The sequence below is a fragment of the Chitinophaga filiformis genome (assembly GCF_021646545.1).
Classification (GTDB): Bacteria; Bacteroidota; Bacteroidia; order Chitinophagales; family Chitinophagaceae; genus Chitinophaga; species Chitinophaga filiformis_A.
The window spans coordinates 780,081-800,248 of record NZ_JAKIRP010000001.1 but is presented as its reverse complement, the minus strand read 5'-3'; the positions used below and the strand labels follow the sequence as shown (position 1 = coordinate 800,248).

The 20,168-nt window shown below is 47.5% G+C and carries 10 protein-coding genes; 2 read left to right on the top strand and 8 right to left on the bottom strand.

Annotation, left to right across the window (positions count from 1 at the left end; translation table 11 throughout):
* Positions 1-552: 552 nt before the first annotated feature.
* Positions 553-1,104 carry a type 1 glutamine amidotransferase domain-containing protein gene (locus L3C95_RS03270; protein ID WP_236385148.1) on the top strand — a complete coding sequence of 184 codons (552 nt, stop codon included), beginning with the start codon at positions 553-555 and terminating at the stop codon, positions 1,102-1,104.
* A 70-nt stretch (positions 1,105-1,174) separates the two neighbouring features.
* Here L3C95_RS03270 and L3C95_RS03265 read toward each other — a convergent pair whose 3' ends face one another.
* The 8 genes from L3C95_RS03265 to L3C95_RS03230 form a co-directional block, all read right to left on the bottom strand.
* Positions 1,175-1,552, bottom strand: coding sequence for a septal ring lytic transglycosylase RlpA family protein (locus L3C95_RS03265; RefSeq protein WP_236385147.1), 378 nt, complete (start codon positions 1,550-1,552; stop codon positions 1,175-1,177).
* A 48-nt stretch (positions 1,553-1,600) separates the two neighbouring features.
* Positions 1,601-3,904: a BamA/TamA family outer membrane protein gene (locus L3C95_RS03260; RefSeq protein ID WP_236385146.1), complete on the bottom strand. Its 2,304-nt coding sequence runs from the start codon at positions 3,902-3,904 to the stop codon at positions 1,601-1,603.
* Positions 3,901-8,970, bottom strand: coding sequence for a translocation/assembly module TamB domain-containing protein (locus tag L3C95_RS35085; RefSeq protein WP_236385135.1), 5,070 nt, complete (start codon positions 8,968-8,970; stop codon positions 3,901-3,903). Before L3C95_RS35085 ends, L3C95_RS03260 begins: the two co-directional genes overlap by 4 nt.
* 161 nt (positions 8,971-9,131) lie before the next feature.
* Positions 9,132-9,746 (bottom strand): hypothetical protein, encoded by a 615-nt coding sequence (locus L3C95_RS03250; RefSeq protein WP_236385127.1) that lies wholly within the window; start codon positions 9,744-9,746, stop codon positions 9,132-9,134.
* Positions 9,747-9,783: 37 nt separating this feature from the next.
* Entirely contained in the window at positions 9,784-10,368 is a 585-nt protein-coding gene (locus L3C95_RS03245) for a hypothetical protein (RefSeq protein ID WP_236385125.1), read from the bottom strand.
* A 176-nt stretch (positions 10,369-10,544) separates the two neighbouring features.
* A complete protein-coding gene (locus tag L3C95_RS03240) occupies positions 10,545-12,020 on the bottom strand; it encodes a glutamate synthase subunit beta (RefSeq protein WP_236385123.1) in 1,476 nt (491 codons plus the stop codon).
* A gap of 29 nt (positions 12,021-12,049) precedes the next feature.
* Positions 12,050-16,579 carry a glutamate synthase large subunit gene (gltB, locus tag L3C95_RS03235; protein ID WP_236385120.1) on the bottom strand — a complete coding sequence of 1,510 codons (4,530 nt, stop codon included), beginning with the start codon at positions 16,577-16,579 and terminating at the stop codon, positions 12,050-12,052.
* 921 nt (positions 16,580-17,500) lie between these two features.
* Complete coding sequence (locus L3C95_RS03230) at positions 17,501-18,271, bottom strand: DeoR/GlpR family DNA-binding transcription regulator (RefSeq protein WP_199654382.1); 771 nt, start codon at positions 18,269-18,271, stop codon at positions 17,501-17,503.
* A 320-nt stretch (positions 18,272-18,591) separates the two neighbouring features.
* Between L3C95_RS03230 and L3C95_RS03225 the strand changes: the two genes are divergently transcribed.
* Entirely contained in the window at positions 18,592-20,160 is a 1,569-nt protein-coding gene (locus L3C95_RS03225; protein WP_236385118.1) for a glycerol-3-phosphate dehydrogenase/oxidase, read from the top strand.
* Positions 20,161-20,168 lie beyond the last annotated feature (8 nt).

Genomic DNA, 20,168 nt, shown 5'->3' with positions numbered 1-20,168 from the left:
TGCCGGCGAAGAGTATCACCGGCAGCAGATTGGCTATTTAAGACTAGGATATGGAAGACATATTCAATAATGTTGTGGTCAAACAACAGGCCATACAAAGTCAACTCCGTAAATGCTACGGGGCAAAAATTGCTGTACAAAAAAGGGAATTACTAGAGATTGGATATATAACAATTATTCAGCTTTCTCTCACCTTATGCTATCACCTATTGCTATTGCAGCAGACCTCGGATTAAAAACATGCATTCTCAGACGCTCCCAGCAATAGTGTTTTTCCATGAGAATATGGTAAAACTGATTGCGGTGCAAATAACAATACAACGCTAATAATTCCAAAAAAAATAGCCCAAATACCATATAAATGTGAGATAAATGAGTATTGCCGGCATAACTATGAGTAAAAAAATGTACAAAAGATAAATTGAATATCAAGGAAAGATGGTCTATATCATGGTCATAATATAGGGTTTACAGCTTAGGAATTGTTTTTGTTGCGGATAGGTAGTGATCCTAACAAACATAATTACCAAAAAACCATAAAACATAGAAATTATGGAAAACAAGCTCAGTAATAAGAAAGTGGCCATATTGGTCGCCGATGGTTTTGAAGAGGTTGAATTCACGAAGCCTTTGGAAGCCTTACAGAGTGCCGGCGCCAATGTAGATGTAATATCACTGCATGACGGTGAAGTAAAGGCATGGGCCGAAAAAGACTGGGGCAAGACATATCCTGTGGATAAAGTCGTTAGTGAGGCCAACGCCAAAGATTATGACGCCCTGGTACTGCCAGGTGGAGTAATGAATCCTGACCACCTGCGGGAAAGTCAGGAAGCAGTGAATTTTGTATCGGGTTTCTTCGATGACAGTAAACCCATTGCGGCCATTTGTCATGGCCCCTGGACATTGATAGAAACAGGGGAACTAAAGGGAAGAACGGTTACCTCCTACCCATCTTTGAAAACGGATCTGACAAATGCAGGCGCTAATTGGGTTGATAAAGAAGTAGTTGTGGACAATGGATTGGTTACAAGCCGCAACCCCAACGACCTGCCTGCTTTTTGCAGGAAAATGGTGGAGGAAATAGGTGAAGGCATACATGCCTGATGACAGATAACTTATATGTAAAAAGGCGTCCTGCTATAGCGGACGCCTTTCTTTTTATCTGATAATCAGGTTATTTTTTCTTCTTCTTATATTTTATCTCCACAACGGCAACCCCGGTGGTGATTATGCCGATACGTTTGGCTGCTTTTTTCGAAAGGTCGATCACCCTTCCCTGCGAAAAAGGTCCACGATCGTTAATCCGTACCGTCACTGATTTGCCGTTAGAGATGTTTAGAACTTTTACCTTAGTACCAAATGGCAGTGTACGATGTGCGGCCGTCAGTCCATTCTGTCTGTAAGTCTCGCCACTGGCCGTTTTACGACCTTCAAATTTGTCAGCATAGTACGATGCTTTTCCATTTTCCGTGATCTTTCTGCTGCAGGATGAAAAGCAAAACAAGCTGCAGATCATCACTACCAACAGGCGGGTAAAGTTTCTAGTTATCATAGGTCTGGTTTTTACAAGCAGGGTTTTCGCCGGCCCAAGGTAAAAAAATCAGAAAGGATATCCAATCGCTATATTTAATATAAGATTTTCCCTGCGCCAGTCCGGATCGCCGAAGTTGATATCTTTTATTACCCATCTTTCATCGGATGGCAACCACGGCTTACGTAACGGAAATGCCAGATCAAGCCTTACTACGATAATGGAAGCGTCTATACGTAAACCAACACCCGCATCCACAGCTATCTGGTTTCCAAAGGTACTGGTTTTGAACTTGCTGCCGGGTTTGGAAGGTATATCCTGCTTTAGCCAGATATTACCTGCATCCAGGAAAACTGCAGCATTAAAGATACCAGTAAGACGTGCACGTATTTCAGAATTATATTCCAGCCTGATATCACCGGCCTCATTTGCGAGGAACCGGCTGGTGGTGTCCTTGTATGTTCCCGGTCCCAGTGTCCTGGCACGGAAGCCGCGAAGACTGCTGCTACCTCCTATAAAATACTGTTTTACAAACGGTAAGGTGATGGAGTTGCCATAAGGAATACCGAAACCGACATATAAACGGTTCACCCATGTCAACTTACGGGTAAGTTTCCAATAATGCCTTACGTCTCCTGTAAGCCGCACATATTGTGCAAACGGAGCGCCGAACAGCGTTCTTGCAGTGTCTTTTTTAGGTATAACAACTCCCGCTACATTGCCGGAATAGTCCAGATCACCGCTCAGGTAGAAGCTATGCTCTTTATTGTCCGACTGGTCATTGAACGTGATATTGTAATTGCCTCCCAGGATGAACTGCTTTTCGATAGCGGCCCGCTGACTGGGGTCATTTCGCAGAATGCTGTCATAACCAGGCGTAGTGCTGGTCGGCAACACATATGTAATAGCAATCGGGGACCATTTGTGTTCCAGGTATTGTGTCTGGCGCCAGATATACTGAAACTGGAATGAATATGCGTTCAGGTTATATAACTGACTACGGCTGAACAGTTCATAACTCAGGCTGATACGTGTACGTGGCACATAGGGTGTTTTCACATTGAAATTGAATAGCGGTTGCCAGAACTTCGGAATAGTAACAGCGGCTTCCGCTTTGAAATTGTAGGAGTTACCTCCGATCAGAGGGGTTTTGTTAGCAGTCTGTGTTCCTCCTACCTGCCACTCCACACCACCAGATAAAGTGATTTCAAACAAATTTGCCGCGTGCAGCCAGTTACGGTTACGGGAGGTGATCCTTATTTCAGAACCGACAAAGTTGTTTGATTTAGAAGTCCCCCTTAATTCGGCCGACAAGCTTCTACGCGGATAAGGCGTCAGGAAAAAACTGGCATTTAATTTCGAACTGTCTGACCTTGCAGGCCGGAATTGTCCCTTCACAAATTTGAAAGTACCCAGATCTGTCAGTCGGTGCAGGGTGGTATTATGTGCACTCAGCGTATATAAACTATCCGGTTTCAGGAATACTGACCGGGCTAAAACACTGGGCCTGAATTTATGCGTGGAATCGACAATCCGGATATGCTGGAACCTTTCCGGCGTGCCTCTCCGTGTAAGAGAATCCTTTTCCAGAGAGTAATTCGGAAACAGGGTAACATTGTTCATCCTGTATTGATGACGTGCTGCTAACGGGGTTTCCTCTTTCATCTTCAGATAAAGATCAACCATGCCATTGTTCGTGCTGTCTACCTCTACGAGCAGGTGGTCTGGCGTGAAGTAATAATAACCCTGTTCCTTTAAAATGTTATGTACACGTTGACGTTCCGCCACTACACTGTCCAGACGAAATGGACGCCTGAGTTTAAGCGAACTGCCCTTTTGTGCGGCAGCAATGGCTTTACCAAGGGCTGTACTATCTGTTTCGTAAGTAACGCTTTTAATGCGATATCGTAGATTGGGAGTCGCTGTATAAGCAATAGATGCTTTTTTCTTTCCCTTGTACTTGACCTCAGATACCACATCTGCCTGAAAGAATCCATTGTCAACCAGATATTGCTCCAGCACATTAGCCGTATGATCTGGTTTTGCACTGCTCAACAAAACAGGAGGTTCTCCCCACTTACGTCTCAACAGGTAGTTGAGTCCCTTGCCTTTAGGCTCCTTGCCAAGATTATACAACCACAACCTGATAGGCATGCCGGCAAATCTCCGGTTCCGGTTTGGCCTTATCCGGCTCTCCAATCCCGCAGTGAGGCTGCCATAGTCTCTCGGTTTTCTTCCCTCCCATTTTACCTTGGCGCCAGTATACAGCCTGTCGTTTTCAGGGACAGTTTTGGTGCTGCTACAGGCACTTATGCACAAAGCAAAAAGGGCTGTAATAACGGGGAACGATATATACTGGTTTATTCTGATCATTTTCTTTTGTTGCTGACAGTTTTCTTATTGCGGAGCTTTTGCTTTTTCTCCTCGGATTTGGCACGGCGGAATATCTCGCGGAATTCGTCATAGTCCATAATAAGTGCGAAGGCTACTCCTGTTTCCACAACCTGGCCTTCGATAACGGTACTGTTATCGCTGCGCTGATAGACCCTTACCCGGTAACGGCCATCTTTTGTCAGTTTGTATTCTACAGAAATATCACCCACCAGTGATGATGGATTTGCCTGGTTCTCTCCCTGCAACATTACATTAGAGCCAACGGAAACAGAAAGGCGTTCATTAAACAGTTTCTTGGAGGCACCTACTTTCAGATTGGTGGTTTCCTGCGCGCTGCCTGTGGAATAATCTTCCCTCGATTCTACATCGAAATTCAGGTCTACTCCTTTAATAAGATTGCCCGCCAGGTTGTTCAGCTGTTGCGACAGGATCTTGCTTACACTCTGCCGCGCCATATTACGAACGCCAAAGTCGCCACTGCCGCCACCATCGCTAGCTAATGGGTCCTCAGGAATAAAGCTATTCAGTACCAGCAATCCCATCACCTGTTTATTTAATTCAGACGGGATCTGGTTGATCTGCTTGATGCGGTTATATACGCTTCCGCTAAAGGCGTTCTGTTCCGCTTCCGGCATGTCGAGCTCAAAGGAGATCTCCGGCTTCATCATCTGCCCTTTGATGCGGAGATACACATAAAAGGGCAATTTTTGCCGGTACCTGTTCCTGTCAATTTCTGACAGATTAGTCAGCTGGTCTTGTACCAGGTCTGCCGCTGCTGCATTCACCGTATACCGGGCCGTAATGTTCAGGTCTGCCTGCATGGCCTCTCCGCTGAAGGTAATGGTACTGCCCTTCTCTATGCTGAAAGAACGTTTGATCAGCTGGTTCAGCGACATTTCATACTTTCCTTCAGTTATCTCATAACGTCCGGTAAGCGTCATTTTGCTACTGGCATCCAGGGTGGCATTGATATTGGCTGTACCCTGCGCCTCTACAAAATCGCCATTTACAGGATCGATGATGATCTTAATAATGGATTCCGGAGTGACTTCGGCAATACCGGAAAAATTAATGCCTTTCAGGCGTGGGTTCTCAAAACGGGTACTATCTACGGCTTTAAAGAGACTGGAATCGACAGGGTTAGACTTATCAACAAACACAATCACTCCTTCCCTGTTCGCTATTCCTGGTTCTTCGGCGGGGAGTGTAACAGTGATTTTTGATTTATCCCTGAGTTTCACATTGGCGTCTACCCTGGGAAGATCAAGATTTCCACGCACCCTGATACGTGTATCTATGAACGCCGGACCATAATATAGCTGCTTGGGATCCTGTTGCGTTCCCAGTATCATAAAATTCTCTGAATTGATATTGAGATTGAAATTGTACTTACTGAAATCTGGTGTATTGATACGGCCGTCCACCACCAGTTCATTGTCAAGACTGTCGGCAACCACGAACTGGTTAAATTCGATACCCCTCTCGTCCATGGTAATGGTTTCATCTGGCAGGCGGAGACGGGCGCCGACATAAGTAATAGTACCACCAGCATCATTGAAATGGAGGGCTCCCAATATTTTGGGTTTATCAGTAGTACCGGTAATGGTGAATTGTCCATCGGCACTGCCGTGCATACGGTTTACATTCCCGAAAGTAAACGCCTCCAGAGAAGCCATGTTGATATTGTTGATGTCTACAGTGGCATTGATCGTACTATCATAAGTTCCATCCACCTTCACATCATTCTGATTGCCGGTGAGATTGGCGCTGAGTTTATATTGGTTGGGCTGAGGAGTTTCTACGTTTGCTTCCAGCGTTCCAACCGAAGTTCCTCTGAAAGCGAAGGAATCTACTTTTAAAGAGGCTTTTATTAACGGAGATTTATCAAGGTTACTCGCCAGCGCTTCCGCATTCAGCAACCCGTTGGCCAGTAATGTATCGGATGACAGCAAAGCCGTAATAGTAGACAGCTTGAAGTCTTTGATGGTTGTTTTTAATGGAGGCAACGCACCCTGAACGCTATCCCCCAGGGTATGCACCTGTATGGACTGGTCCTGATAAGAGAGCGTCAGGTGAGCGGTATCAGGATTTCCATTGATCAGATGGATGCGGTTATTCTCATCTACCTTCCACTGCTGCTTGTTCAATAAGAGGTCTGTTTTCAGCGACAGCTGCATGGCATTTGCAGGAAGGAAGGTCACATATCCGCCGGCTTTATATTTTGGTTTACGTCTGATATCATCCACCAACAGGTCCCACTCTACTTTCCCTCCTACTGCATTGGCTTTTAATTGTGTATGATTGAGGGGGGCGATATTATGATATAACCTGGCAAGATCCACAGTGGCATTCAATGAGGTATCGAGTATACGGGCTGCCAGCTTTACACTGTCCAGGCGCAGAGAATCATAAGACAACTTGAGCAGATTGGCATTCATCACCAGCAGACTACTATCCGTATTCAGACGTCCGTCAATAAGCAATGGATATTCCATCCGCAGGCCGGGTGCCATATTGCGTAAACTACGAGGCCAGGTTAAGGAAGCATTCCAAAAAAGCGTCTGTCCGGCAGGCACTTGTACCAGCCTGGCGCTATCGTAAGGTTGTAATGGTTTATTGATCACCTGGCCGAAAGCGCCTCCAACTTTCGTATAGTCGATGTTACCATTGGCGTGGATAAACCCAAAGGGGCCCTCCAGTGCGAGATACTGTTGGTCCTCGTGTTTGGCGATGAATGCAATGGTATCCAGGGGGAATACCTGGCCTTCTGTAGCAATCTGCCAGTTATGAAAAAAGGCATTTCCCACCAGGCGTTGAGGAGCAAGGCTGCTGAAGTCGGCCGTCAGGTTACCTTTGAGGATCAGCGGTTCACTATACCAATTAGTAGCATGCAGATCAGCCTTGTCCATCTGGAGGGAGGCCTGTAGTGACTGTACACTGGTATCGTTTAATATGGCATTGAGATCAAAAGCCAGGGTGATACTCGTGTCTGTACTCTGGCCCTGGGCCTTTAACTGCCGTTTGTCTATGTTGGCATTCATAGCTATACCATGGTAGGTATAACGATTGTAAGTAGCTGCATCCAGATTGATGGCCGCCCGCCCAATCATACCCGGGAAAGTATATCCTTGTCCGGAGGTCGACATCCGTCCGCTGATCCAGCCCATCGATGTATCGTACATCAGTATACCGGGATGTACCTTAAAAGACGGTACTGTTACATCATAAGTGGCGCGGATGCTGTCCATGATATTCACCAGGTGCGCGGACAGTTGTGCATTGGCCGAACTACTGGTGAGCTGCAACTGTGCCTTCAGGTCCTGCATACCTCCGAGCACCTTGCCGGTAATGAGCATCTCTTCGGGCAACCGTGGCGTGTCTGGCAAAGTACCCGCTGGTAACCAGGACCTTAATGGTTTATTGCCGGACTGAATATATATGGAAGGCAGATTCGCATAAAACCGGTTCGCATCAGTCGCATGTTCAACTTCTCCTTTGGTATGAATGCGGTTACCAACGTTATCTGCTATACGTAACGTTTCTATGATCAGTTTTCCCAGGCTGCCTTTCAATACTGCGGTAACATCTATCTCTTTGTCCCACAATGGCGTCATCGCCGGATTACTGCGTGAATCCGGAACAAAAGGTAACCACTCACCCAGCGATATATGAGAAGAGTCTATGTTGGCGCGGAGTTGTAAGAGGTCCATATTGTTCGCAGAGAGGGAGGACCAGGAAGGTACCGTTACCGCAATCTGCTTCCTCAGCAGGCTCTTATTTGTTTCCAGGAACATGTTCTGCAAAGCCAGCGACTGTGGAGTGAACAATACATCGAAACGGGCTTCTTTTACCGCAAAGCCTGATTTCTCTCTGGTTTCCAGCTTCTTAAGTATTGCGCTGATCGTGTCTGGCTTGTAAAGGATATTGGAAAGAGAGGTACTGAGATCATAGAGCAGGAGGTGGTTATAATCCGGATTGTTGCCCGCGGCTCTTGGAGGAGGCGCTGCGTTATTGTCAAATTTGAAATCCAGGTGCTCCAGTTCTGCCTTGGTGGCCAGTACTTTCCAGGTGTTGGGCTCACTGTCGGATGGCACCGGCGAGGAGGTATCTTTTGGCACTGATATGGTAAATGATCCGGCCGTCTTACCGATTTTCAGATTACCTATCTGCACCAGGGTGGAATCCAGATCAATACTTGAGTTCAGTAATTGGAAATCATTGATGCGCCAAACGGTGGAGATACCACTGGCCTCATCTGAATATAAAAAGGCGCTGTTTTTAATGTGGAGCTTTTTTAACAGCAGGTGGAACGGGGTACTGGCAGTATCTACAGGTAAAGGCGGCGGAGGAGCCCCTGTCAGTGTTTTGGGACGGTATGCCTGTGTGAATAAGCCTTTAAGTCCGCTTAGTTCAATACCCCGGAAAGCGTATAGTCCTTCGTCAACCAACAGGTCATCAGGATCAATGTGGAATTCCTGGAAATGAACAATGGCGGTCATACCTCCTTCCGCATCTGCAATGCGGAGGCGCACATGCCGCAGTGTAACATCTTTAACACGGTACTGGAGCGAGGTGCCCGTCTCTGCAGCAAGGGTATCAGGCGTTTCATCAGAAGCAAAGGCGTCCTGAATGAACTGATAATTATAAGTACTATCGCCCTGATTGCGGTAAACATTGACGAGTACAGAATCCCATTCCAGGCCATTAACGCGTAGCTCATTGTTGATAAAAGCCAACAAATTGTACCGCACTTTTAATGAATTGGAAAACAGCAACGTCTTTGATGCCTTATCTGCAACATATACATTCCTCAGTTCCAGATATTGCCACCCACGCATCCGCAGATAGCCGATACGTACCTGTGTCTGAAGCTTCTTTTGCAGATACTGCTCTCCCTGACGGCGGATGTAGTCCTGCACTGGTGCCAGTTGTAAAAGTAATATTACTAGTACAGGCAGTGCCAGGATGACAACAAGCCCCCACAATAACCATCGCCACCAGGGACGACCATGATGTATTTCTTCCTTTGTAGATGGATCTGTCACTATGAAATAAGGTTACTTATATAGTAATTTACTGAAATAAAACACTTTAGGGTACGTATGCTCACCTGGTTAATCAAACAAATACTATACCTGCTGAGTTGGAAGGTATAAAAAAAGTCCCGTCATAGACAGGACTTCTGAAATAAAATGCCGGTTTTATATTACCAGGATGGCGTGTTTCGCTGGTTGAACTTCTGAATATAATATATCAGTTTACTCTTGTTCTGTTTGTCTTCGTTGAATTCCCGCAATAATGCAGTATCCTGGGTTAGTATATATCTGCGCATATTGAACAATGTCAGGTCATATACATCTCCGGTTACGAGATTCAATACCCTCTTATCGGCCGTTTGCGGAGGGGTATTTTCGAAAACCATGCCTCCTGTGGCCCTGTTGGGTGTAGCGGAGGTAATGGAGTGGATGCGATACAGGCAATAGTACCCGATCTCTTCCAGTTTATTCAGTCCATTGTCTTTTATGTAAATGGAGGTACCATCTGAATAGCCCCAGTATTTCTTCACTTTCTGCTCTTTACCGGTAGAGTCTACCAGATTCAGCTCGTTAGGCGCTGACAGCAGATAGACCTGTGCTGCAGGCGTTTTATTCTTCACCGTAATTGTTCCGGTAATAGAAGGATTGTTTGCCCTGAATTCCTGGAAGGTTTTATAGATACCTTTTTTGTATTGGTGGGTATCGTAAACTGAAGTGCCAACCTGAGCGGATGTGAATTGCACAAGGCCTGTGCAAAAGATGATAGAAAGTACCAACTGCCTCATATGGCTACAAATGTACTGTTTTTCACGAAGGAGGGCATTAGAGTGCCAGTACGTTCTGTTTCTTCATATCATCAAATATCACTTTGCGGATCCTTTTGTACACCGTAAATTTTGCCATTTCGATGCTGGTCGACAAACGTGCAGACCATATTGTTTCAGGTCCTTCAATCAGTGTAATATCAAACTCGTCGACCAGGTACATTTGGCTTACTGTTCCGCCGCCTGTATATGACATCACTCCGTTGTATCCCATTTGAGGGGCAGTACTAATGTAATTCGTCTGCTGATCCATAGAGGCCGACAGCGGAGAGAAGCGAAGCACTGCATCATGAGGCCAGGCGGCTACTTTCTTCAGGACTTCATCAGTATCCAGCTTATGAGGATCTCCGAGGTATTCATATTTGCAGTCGATATTATGTGCTTTCAGTTCTTTGATCAGCTCTACAGAGAGATGATCCATGTACATACGCGACTGCATACTACCTTCTCCGACAATAAGGATCTTGCGATAGTGTTTTACACTATCCAGCTTGTTCTCCACGGGCTGCAGTGTGATTTTTTTCTGGGCGTAGGCCGGCAGCAGGAACAGGCCTGCCAGCAGTAACAATAAAAGTGCTCTCATAGGGATTCCAGGGATAATTTATACTGTAAATATATATGAAAAAACGGCAACGGTCTGCACGGCTAGCAAGTAAAAGGCCGGGTAAAGACCCGGCCCGGCTGAAGGTTACAACAAAATCTAAACCTGCTTATGAGACTCTTTGATATTTTTATAAGTTCTGTGCAGCATTGGCGTTTTTAAACGGCCAATGCCTGCAATGAATCATCTTTACTTTCGAGTTGTGATGCGCCCATCAGGAATTCATCCACTTTTCTGGCGCACTCACGACCTTCACTGATAGCCCATACCACCAGGGACTGTCCGCGGCGCATGTCGCCAGCAGCAAATACCTTTGGTATGGTAGTCTGGTAGGCTTTCTCAGTGGCTTTTACATTCCCACGTTCATCTTTTTCCACGCCCAGTTCTTCCAGCAGGCCGGTATGTTGAGGATGTAAGAAACCCATCGCCAGGAAAGCCGCTTCACAAGGGATCTCCTGTTCACTGCCAGGAACTTCTTTGAAGCCGCCTGGTCTGCCATCGGGGCCCAGGGCCCATTCGAGGTTTACTATTTTTAACCCTTTCAGGTTACCATTTTCATCGCCGACAAATTCCTTTGTACCAATTGCCCATTGACGGTGTGCACCTTCTTCATGTGAGGAGGATGTTTTCAATACCATAGGGTAGGTAGGCCATGGCATATATGGTGTACGCTCTCCGGGAGGTTTTGGCAACAGTTCCAGCTGGGTTACACTTTTTGCTCCATGACGGTTGGATGTACCTACGCAGTCAGAACCAGTATCACCGCCGCCTATTACAACAACATTCTTGCCAGTTGCGAGGATATCATTACCGGATACAGGACGGTTACTTACACGCTTGTTCTGTTGCTTCAGGAAATCCATCGCATAATGCACGCCGTGCAGCTGACGACCAGGAATGCTCAGGTCACGTGGGATAGTGGATCCTCCAGCCAGTACGATCGCATTGTATTCACGCAGCAGATCGTTCACGCTTACATTCACGCCCACGTTTGCATTACACTGGAACACCACACCCTCTTCTTCCATCAGTTTCACACGACGGTCTATTACCCATTTCTCCAGTTTGAAGTCAGGAATACCGTAACGAAGCAGACCACCAGGAGCGTCATCTCTTTCAAATACAGTCACACTGTGGCCAGCATAGTTCAGCTGAGCGGCAGCAGCCAGCCCCGCAGGACCAGAACCGATCACCGCTATCTTTTTACCAGTACGTACCCTTGGTGTTTTAGCCTGTACCAGCCCTTTGTCGAATGCCACTTCAATGATGTGACGCTCAATTTCTTCAATAGCTACCGGAGGCTGATTGATACCCAGTACGCAGGCGCTTTCACACGGAGCAGGACAGATACGGCCTGTGAATTCCGGGAAGTTATTTGTACTGGTCAATATTTCATAAGCTTCTTTCCAGTCTTTCTGATATACTGCATCGTTGAACTCAGGGATCACGTTGCCCAGAGGACAACCACTGTGACAGAATGGAACGCCACAGTTCATGCAGCGCGCAGACTGTTCATTCAGTTTTGATTCTGAATACTTTTCTACGAATTCGTTATAGTGTTGGACTCTCTCCTTAGCAGGAGTTTTGCCCGGCAGTTCCCGGGTAAATTCCAGGAATCCTGTTGGTTTGCCCATTGTCTCTTGTCTTAGATGTTAGAATGTTACTACTTCTCTACCTTCTGTGCGCCCGTTTTGCTTGCGTTCAGTACAGCTTTGTACTCTTTCGGGAACACTTTCACGAAGTGGCGCAGCTGGTTTTCCCAGTCTTTCAGTATGAACTTAGCCACGGTACTGTTCGTATATGCATGATGCTTGGTGATCAGGTCCTGCAGTTCGGCAGCATCCTGCTGGTCCAGCGGATCCAGGTCGATCATGTCCTTGTTGCAACGTCCTGCAAACACACCTTTTACATCATATATATAAGCAATACCACCGCTCATACCTGCACCGAAGTTGCGGCCGGTTTCTCCGAGTATCACCGCTTTACCTCCTGTCATGTATTCACAACCGTGATCGCCAACACCTTCTGCTACGATGGTAGCGCCGGAATTACGTACACAGAAGCGTTCACCGGCTTTACCACGGATGTAAGCCTCGCCGGATGTTGCACCGTAAAGGGCAACGTTACCTGCGATGATGTTTTCTTCCGCTTTAAAACCTGCTTCAGGAGAAGGATAAAGGATCAGTTTAGCACCGGATAAACCTTTACCGAAGTAGTCATTTGCCTCTCCTTCCAGTTCCAGTGTTACACCTTTCGTGTTGAAAGCACCGAAGCTTTGACCTGCAGAACCCACAAACTTGTAGTGGATAGTATCTTCCGGAAGACCGGCTCCGCCGTAACGTTTGGATATTTCGTTACTGAGGATGGTACCTACGGCCCTGTCGGTGTTTTTGATATTATACTGGTGGAATACACGGGCTTTTTTCTCCAGTGCCGGCTGTGCTGATTTCAGCAGCTGCCAGTCAATCACTTCACCGATACCGTGATCCTGCTCTTCCTGTTTGAACAGCCCTGTTTCGTCAGCAGCTGGTTCTTTATATAATATTGGAGACAGATCGAGTTGTTTGTACTTCCAGTGAGTGATGTTTTCACGTACCTGGAGGCTGTCTACCTGGCCAACCATGTCGGTTACCTTACGGAACCCGAGGTCTGCCATGATCTCACGGAATTCTTCTACCAGGAACTTGAACAGGTTCACTACGTTCTCTGCATCACCGTTGAAGCGCTTGCGCAGTTCAGGATCCTGGGTGGCTACACCTACAGGACAGGTATTCAGGTGACATTTACGCATCATGATACATCCTTCTGCTACCAGTGCGGCAGTTGCTACACCCCATTCCTCTGCACCCAGCAGGGTAGCGATAGCAATGTCACGGCCTGTTTTCAGCTGACCATCGGTCTGCACCACTACGCGGCTGCGCAGTTTGTTCTTTACCAGCGTCTGGTGTGTTTCAGCCAGACCCAGTTCCCACGGCAGACCTGCATGTTTGATAGAGCTGATCGGAGAAGCACCGGTACCACCGTCATAACCGGCGATAAGCACTACATCCGCTTTTGCTTTGGCAACACCGGCAGCGATGGTACCAACACCAGCCTTGGATACCAGTTTTACACTGATACGTGCGGCACGGTTAGCATTTTTCAGGTCAAAGATCAATTGTGCAAGGTCCTCGATGGAATAAATATCATGGTGCGGAGGAGGAGAGATCAGACCTACACCTGGTGTGGAGTGACGAACCTTCGCGATCCAATCATCTACTTTATGACCAGGTAACTGTCCGCCTTCTCCAGGTTTAGCACCCTGTGCCATCTTGATCTGGAGCTCGTCCGCGTTTGTCAGATAATTACTTGTTACACCAAAACGGGCGCTTGCTACCTGCTTGATGGCAGAGCGCATGCTATCACCATTTGGCAGCAGTTCGTAACGCAGTTCATCTTCACCACCCTCACCGGTATTGCTCTTGGCGCCGATACGGTTCATCGCGATAGCCAGTGTGGAGTGTGCTTCGTGGGAAATGGAACCAAAGCTCATCGCGCCTGTAGCAAAACGTTTCAGGATGCTTTCAGCAGATTCAACTTCTTCCAACGGAACAGAAGGACGGGTACGTTTGAACGAGAACAGGCTACGCAGCGTGGCTGCTTTTTCGCTCTGGTCGTTCACTGCTTTTGAGTACTTCTTAAATACGCTGTAATCGCCCATGCGGGTAGCATATTGTAAGAGGTGGATAGTGGTCGGGTTGAAGAGGTGGAATTCCCCTTTTCTCTTCCACTGGTAGATACCGCCGGTTGTCAGACGCTGTACAGGTGTTTCCTTGCGGCCGTAACCCATCCAGTGTTTAGCCAGTGTTTCGCGGGCTATTTCATCGAGGCCCATACCCTGTATACGGGATACGGCGCCGGTGAAATATTTATCTACTACCTGGCGGTTGATACCTAATATTTCAAATATCTGTGCACCCTGATATGATTGCAGGGTGGAGATACCCATTTTAGAGAATACTTTCAGCAAACCGTCGCATACAGCCTTGATGTAGTTCTTCTTCAGTTTATCCACATCCAGTTCTGTCTCCAGTTTGTCGTTCAGCTTCAGGTCACGGATGGTGCTCAGTGCCAGGTACGGGTTGATGGCGGTTACGCCAAAGCCCAACAGACAGGCAAAGTGGTGCACTTCCCATACATCTCCGGCTTCTACGATCAGACCTACCTGGCCACGGTATCCTTTGCGGATGAGGTGGTGGTGTACGGCAGATGCAGCCAGCAGTGAAGGTATAGCGGCGTGTTCTGAGTCGATCGCCCTGTCTGACAGGATAATCACTTCGAAGCCATCTTCCACAGCATCTACCGCATAACGGCACAAACGCTGCAGGCCTTTTTCCAGAGAGCCCGGTTTGCCGTCAGCCCTGAAGTAAGTATGGAGGGTCTTAGCCTGGAACAAGCCGGTATCAATACTACGGATCTTTTCCAGTTCGAAGTTGGTCAGGATCGGGTGACGAAGCGCCAGACCATGACAGTGCAGCGGATCTTCGTCCAGCAGGTTACCATTGTTACCTACATAGGTAGCCAATGACATTACCAGCTTTTCACGGATCGGATCGATAGGCGGATTGGTTACCTGTGCGAACAGCTGTTTGAAGTAGCTGGTCAGGTGCTGTGGCTGGTCACTCAGCACGGCCAGCGGAGCATCCGTACCCATGGAACCTACCGGCTCTTTACCATCGAGGGCCATTGGCGCGATGATGGTGTAAAGATCTTCTGTAGAATAACCGAAGGCGCGCTGGTATTTAAAGATCTGATCGTGTTCCAGGTGGGTGAAAGTAACCCTTGGCTCAGACAGTTCTTCCAGGCGGATCTTATATTTATTCAGCCACTCGCCATAAGGTTGCTGAGAGCAGATATTCTGTTTCAGCTCCTCATCGCCGATGATACGGCCCTGTTCCATGTCCACGATGAACATTTTACCAGGCTGCAGGCGGCCTTTTTCTTTTACATTCTTAGGATCTATTGGCAGTACACCAGCTTCAGAAGCCATGATCACGCGGTCATCTTTAGTGATAACAAAGCGGGCAGGACGCAGACCGTTACGATCCAGGGTACCACCAATGATCTTACCATCTGTGAAGGAGATACAAGCCGGACCATCCCATGGCTCCATAAGAGAAGCATGGTATTCATAGAAGGCTTTCTTCACCGGATCCATGTCGTCGTTGCCATCCCAGGCTTCAGGGATGAGCATCATCATTACATGTGGCAGGGAGCGGCCGGTGAGCAGCAGCAGTTCCACTACGTTATCCAGGCTGGCAGAGTCAGACTGTCCTTCTTCCACAAGTGGAAGGATCATGTCCATCTCTTCCTGTGAGAAGTATTTGGAAACGAAGTCCTTCTCTCCTGCCCTTAACCAGTTCAGGTTGCCTTTCAGGGTGTTGATCTCACCATTGTGCGCTATGTAGCGGTAAGGGTGAGCCAGACGCCAGCTAGGGAACGTGTTGGTAGCGAAACGGGAGTGGATCAGTGCAAACGCAGATACCATCTTCTCATCGCTGAGGTCAGCGTAATAGTGACGTACCTGGTAAGTTGTTAACTGACCTTTATATACAATAGTCTTGGTAGAAAGGGACGGAATGTAGAAAAGCGCTTTCTCTTTCGGAACAGTGTTGCGAACGGTTTTAGAAACGTAGTTACGCAGCACGAAGAGTTTACGCTCAAAAGTGTCATTGTCCGTAATATGATAAGGACAGGCAATAAATACCTGTTCAATTTCCGGTTCAACAGAAAGGGCGCCTTCACCTATGCCATCGGGACGTACCGGCACCTTACGGTAACCCAGTATTTCCAGTCCCAGTTTCTCGGCCGCTCGGTTCAGGATCTCACGGCACTCTTCGCGCCAGCGAGGCTCTTTCGGAAAGAAAATCATGCCTACCCCGTATTTTCCAAATTCAGGGAGGCTAATGCCTATCTTAAGGCATTCGTCGTACAGGAACTCGTGTGGCAGCTGGATAAGGATACCAGCACCATCACCGGTGTTTTGCTCATAACCACATGCACCGCGGTGCTCCATGTTTTCCAACATGGTCAACGCATCCCGGATGATCTGATGCGATTTACGGCCCTTGATATGGGCAGTAAAGCCTGTTCCGCATGCATCATGCTCAAAATCCGGGTGATACAGTCCTTGCAATTGCTTCACTTCTTGCATTCGTTTAGATTTTTTGACCTTGGCACACCTTCCCCGCTTACTCCAGGCGGTTGAGGTACCGTAATTTTTCGGGAACGGTATAAAGATACTAAAGGAAACCGGTATTTTTTACGAAAGTTTTTGTATAACCCCAAAAAATTAGAAAAGATTAAAAAAGTACTGGCATTCGTTAGAATTAAATAAGAGGACAGGTAATAACTGACCATATTTGCCCCTGAAAGGGCCATGTTGGGTGACGAAAATGTTTAATGCGTTGAGGGCAAATGGGGTTTCGGCGGAAAGGAAGGGGAAATCACCGCCCTTTCGTGGGGGATTGAGACAATACAAGCTTGCGGATCCAGTGGAGATATAGTACAGATATAGTAGAGATATACTCATCCTCCCTTAATCTTCCGTTAAAAAAGGGAGGATTAAGGGAGGATGAGTATATCTCTACTATATCTCAACCGAATCTTGTCCTAATTGGGATCGGATCGAACCATGAAGAAAACCGGTTTCTCAAGTAAGCAAACGCAAGGCCGCGCGAAGGGATCATTTTCGCGTATGGTTTCCTGCATCTGTATAGTACCAATCCGGTACCAACGGTGTACCAATGGCCTCATCTTATGTTCATCCTACGTTTTGAACGTAAGATGAACATAAGATGAGGCCATTGGTACACCGTTGGTACCGGATTGGTACACTAGAGATACTAATGAAACTATCCACGGATATCAGCCGCGCCAAAGGCGGACCTTAGCGTTTGTAGCGCGGGGTTTCTAACCCCGGGGAGGGAAATGCGTCGCCTACGAACCATAAACGTATGGTTACGCCCAGGACCAAACGGATGGGCCAACAGACGCGATAATAATATATAAAACCCTCCGGCAATTAGCTGAAATTGCTACAAACACAGGCGAGTATGATGTAATAGATTAACTATTAAACGATTGTAACATTTATCCCCATTTCTTCCAACGCCTTCACAATATGTGCTGAAACACCGCTGTCGGTAATGATCTCATCCACTTCTTCCAGGTCGCAGATCTTTCCGAAACCACGACGTCCGAATTTGGAGGAGTCTGCCAGTACAATAGTTTTCTGTGCGGTTGCCACCATGCGCTGGTTCAGCTGGGCTTCCAGGAGATTGGTTGTGGTCAGGCCAAATTCAATATCAATACCCTCCAGCCCCAAAAATAATTTGGAAACGGAGAAATCGGCCAGGATCCTTTCGGCGTAAGTGCCTGTTACTGAGGAAGAACTGTTGCGTACAATACCTCCCAGCTGCAATACCTCGATCTCCGGATGGCGTAACAACTCCTGCGCTACGTTCAGGGCCGGGGTGATCACGGTCAGGTGGCCTTTAGGATGGATATTCCGGGACAGCGCCAGGGCTGTTGTTCCTGAAGAGATGATAATGGCATCGTTCGGGGCTATCATGGCAGATGCTGCGATGGCGATATTGTTCTTCTCATCCCGGCGCAGCTTCTCCTTCTCGTTGACAGGTTTGTCGTTAATGTAAGGATTGTTGACTGTAGCGCCCCCGTGTGAGCGGAATAACAGGGACTTGTCTTCAAGCAGTTTGAGGTCTTTACGAATGGTAACACCGGAAACATCCAGTTCCTTGCAGAGATCCACTACATTCACATATCCTTTTTCGGCTAAACGGTCAAGAATGTATTTGTGTCTTTCTGCAATATTGATCATTGACATACGCGCAAAAAATTAGCAGTTGTAGAAAAAAGCATTACATGTTTTAAACAGATTTGGAACAAATACAGTTATGCCTTCTTCCAATTCGTTACAAAAGTACTTTCATGTTGTTGAATTTAACACATTGCATCAGAAAAAATATTTAGTAAAAAGTGAGGAATATCATGTATAAATGTGCGTTTATACATTAACTTCCTGAAAAGGAATGAACAAAACATTTATTTTCGATTTACGGGACGGCCAGCGCCCGCTACTTTTTCTTCCTATGTGAATGAAATAAACTGAAACTAATTAAAAGAAAATAAAGCATAGTCCTCACAATGAACAGGTTAACCTTTCAACAACAGCTAGGCAATACGGCAACAGTCGTTTGGGATATTATTGTGATCGGCGGCGGCGCTACCGGATTGGGCATCGCCATGGATGCCGCCCAGCGGGGTTTCCACACCCTACTGCTGGAACAGTCGGATTTTGCCAAGGGAACTTCCAGCCGAAGTACCAAACTGGTACACGGCGGGGTACGCTACCTGGCCCAGGGTGACGTAGGACTGGTGAAAGAGGCCCTATACGAAAGAGGACTGCTGCTGGCAAATGCGCCACATCTCGCACACGACCAGGAGTTTATTATACCCTATTATAAATGGTGGCAGGGGCCTTTCTATGGCATAGGACTAAAACTTTATGACCTGCTCTCAGGACGACTCAGCCTCGGGCCTTCACGCGTAATCGGGCGACAGGCAGTCATTAAGGCCTTGCCGGCTATACGCCGCGAAGGACTGAAAGGCGGCATTGTTTATCATGACGGACAATTTGATGATTCCCGTCTGGCAGTAAATATTGCCCAGACAGCGACAGAAAAGGGAGCGGTACTCCTGAACTATTTTAAAGTGACCAGTCTGCGGAAAGATGGAAATGGAAAGATAGACGGCGTAAGCGCTAAAGACCTGGAAACGGGAAATACCTATGATCTGCAGGCTAAAACGGTGATCAACGCCACAGGTGTATTTGCAGACGAGGTGTTGCAGATGGACGAACCGGGCGCCCGGCCCACTATCCGCCCTAGTCAGGGCGTACACGTAGTGCTGGATGCGAGCTTCCTGAACAGCACCAGCGCGCTGATGATCCCGAAAACGGCTGACGGGCGTGTATTGTTTGCGTTGCCCTGGCACGGAAAAGTGTTGGTTGGCACGACGGATACGCCGCTTAACGATCATAGCCTGGAGCCACAGGCGCTCGAAACTGAGATTAATTTCATTCTGCAAACTGCCGGGAGTTACCTGCAAAAAGCGCCTACCCGCGCGGATGTGCTGAGCGTATATGCGGGCCTGCGACCGCTGGCTGCTCCGCAGAAAGATACCGATAGCACCAAGGAAATATCCCGCAGCCATAAACTGATTACCGCCGCTTCCGGACTAATTACCATCACAGGTGGTAAGTGGACTACCTTCCGCAAAATGGCGGAAGATACTGTGGACGCGGCCATTACTATAGGCGGACTGGCTGCAGTGCCCTGTTCAACGCAAACCCTGCATATCCATGGCTATACGACGATGGCCGCCGCTCCTGCCCCACTGGACGTGTATGGTAGTGATGCAGAACCGATCAATGCATTGATAAAAGCCAATCCGGATCTTGCGGAACAACTGCATCCCCGCTTGCCCTATATTAAGGCGCAGGTTGTCTGGGCTGTGCAACAGGAAATGGCCCGCACGGTAGATGATGTTTTGTCCCGAAGACTACGTGCCCTTTTGCTGGATGCGCGGGCCGCGGTGGAAATGGCTCCAGCCGTTGCTGCTATACTGGCGAAAGAGCTGGAGAAAGACAAGGCCTGGGAGGATGAACAGGTGAAAACCTTTACTGCCATAGCAGCACATTATCAGTTGCATTAATTATCATC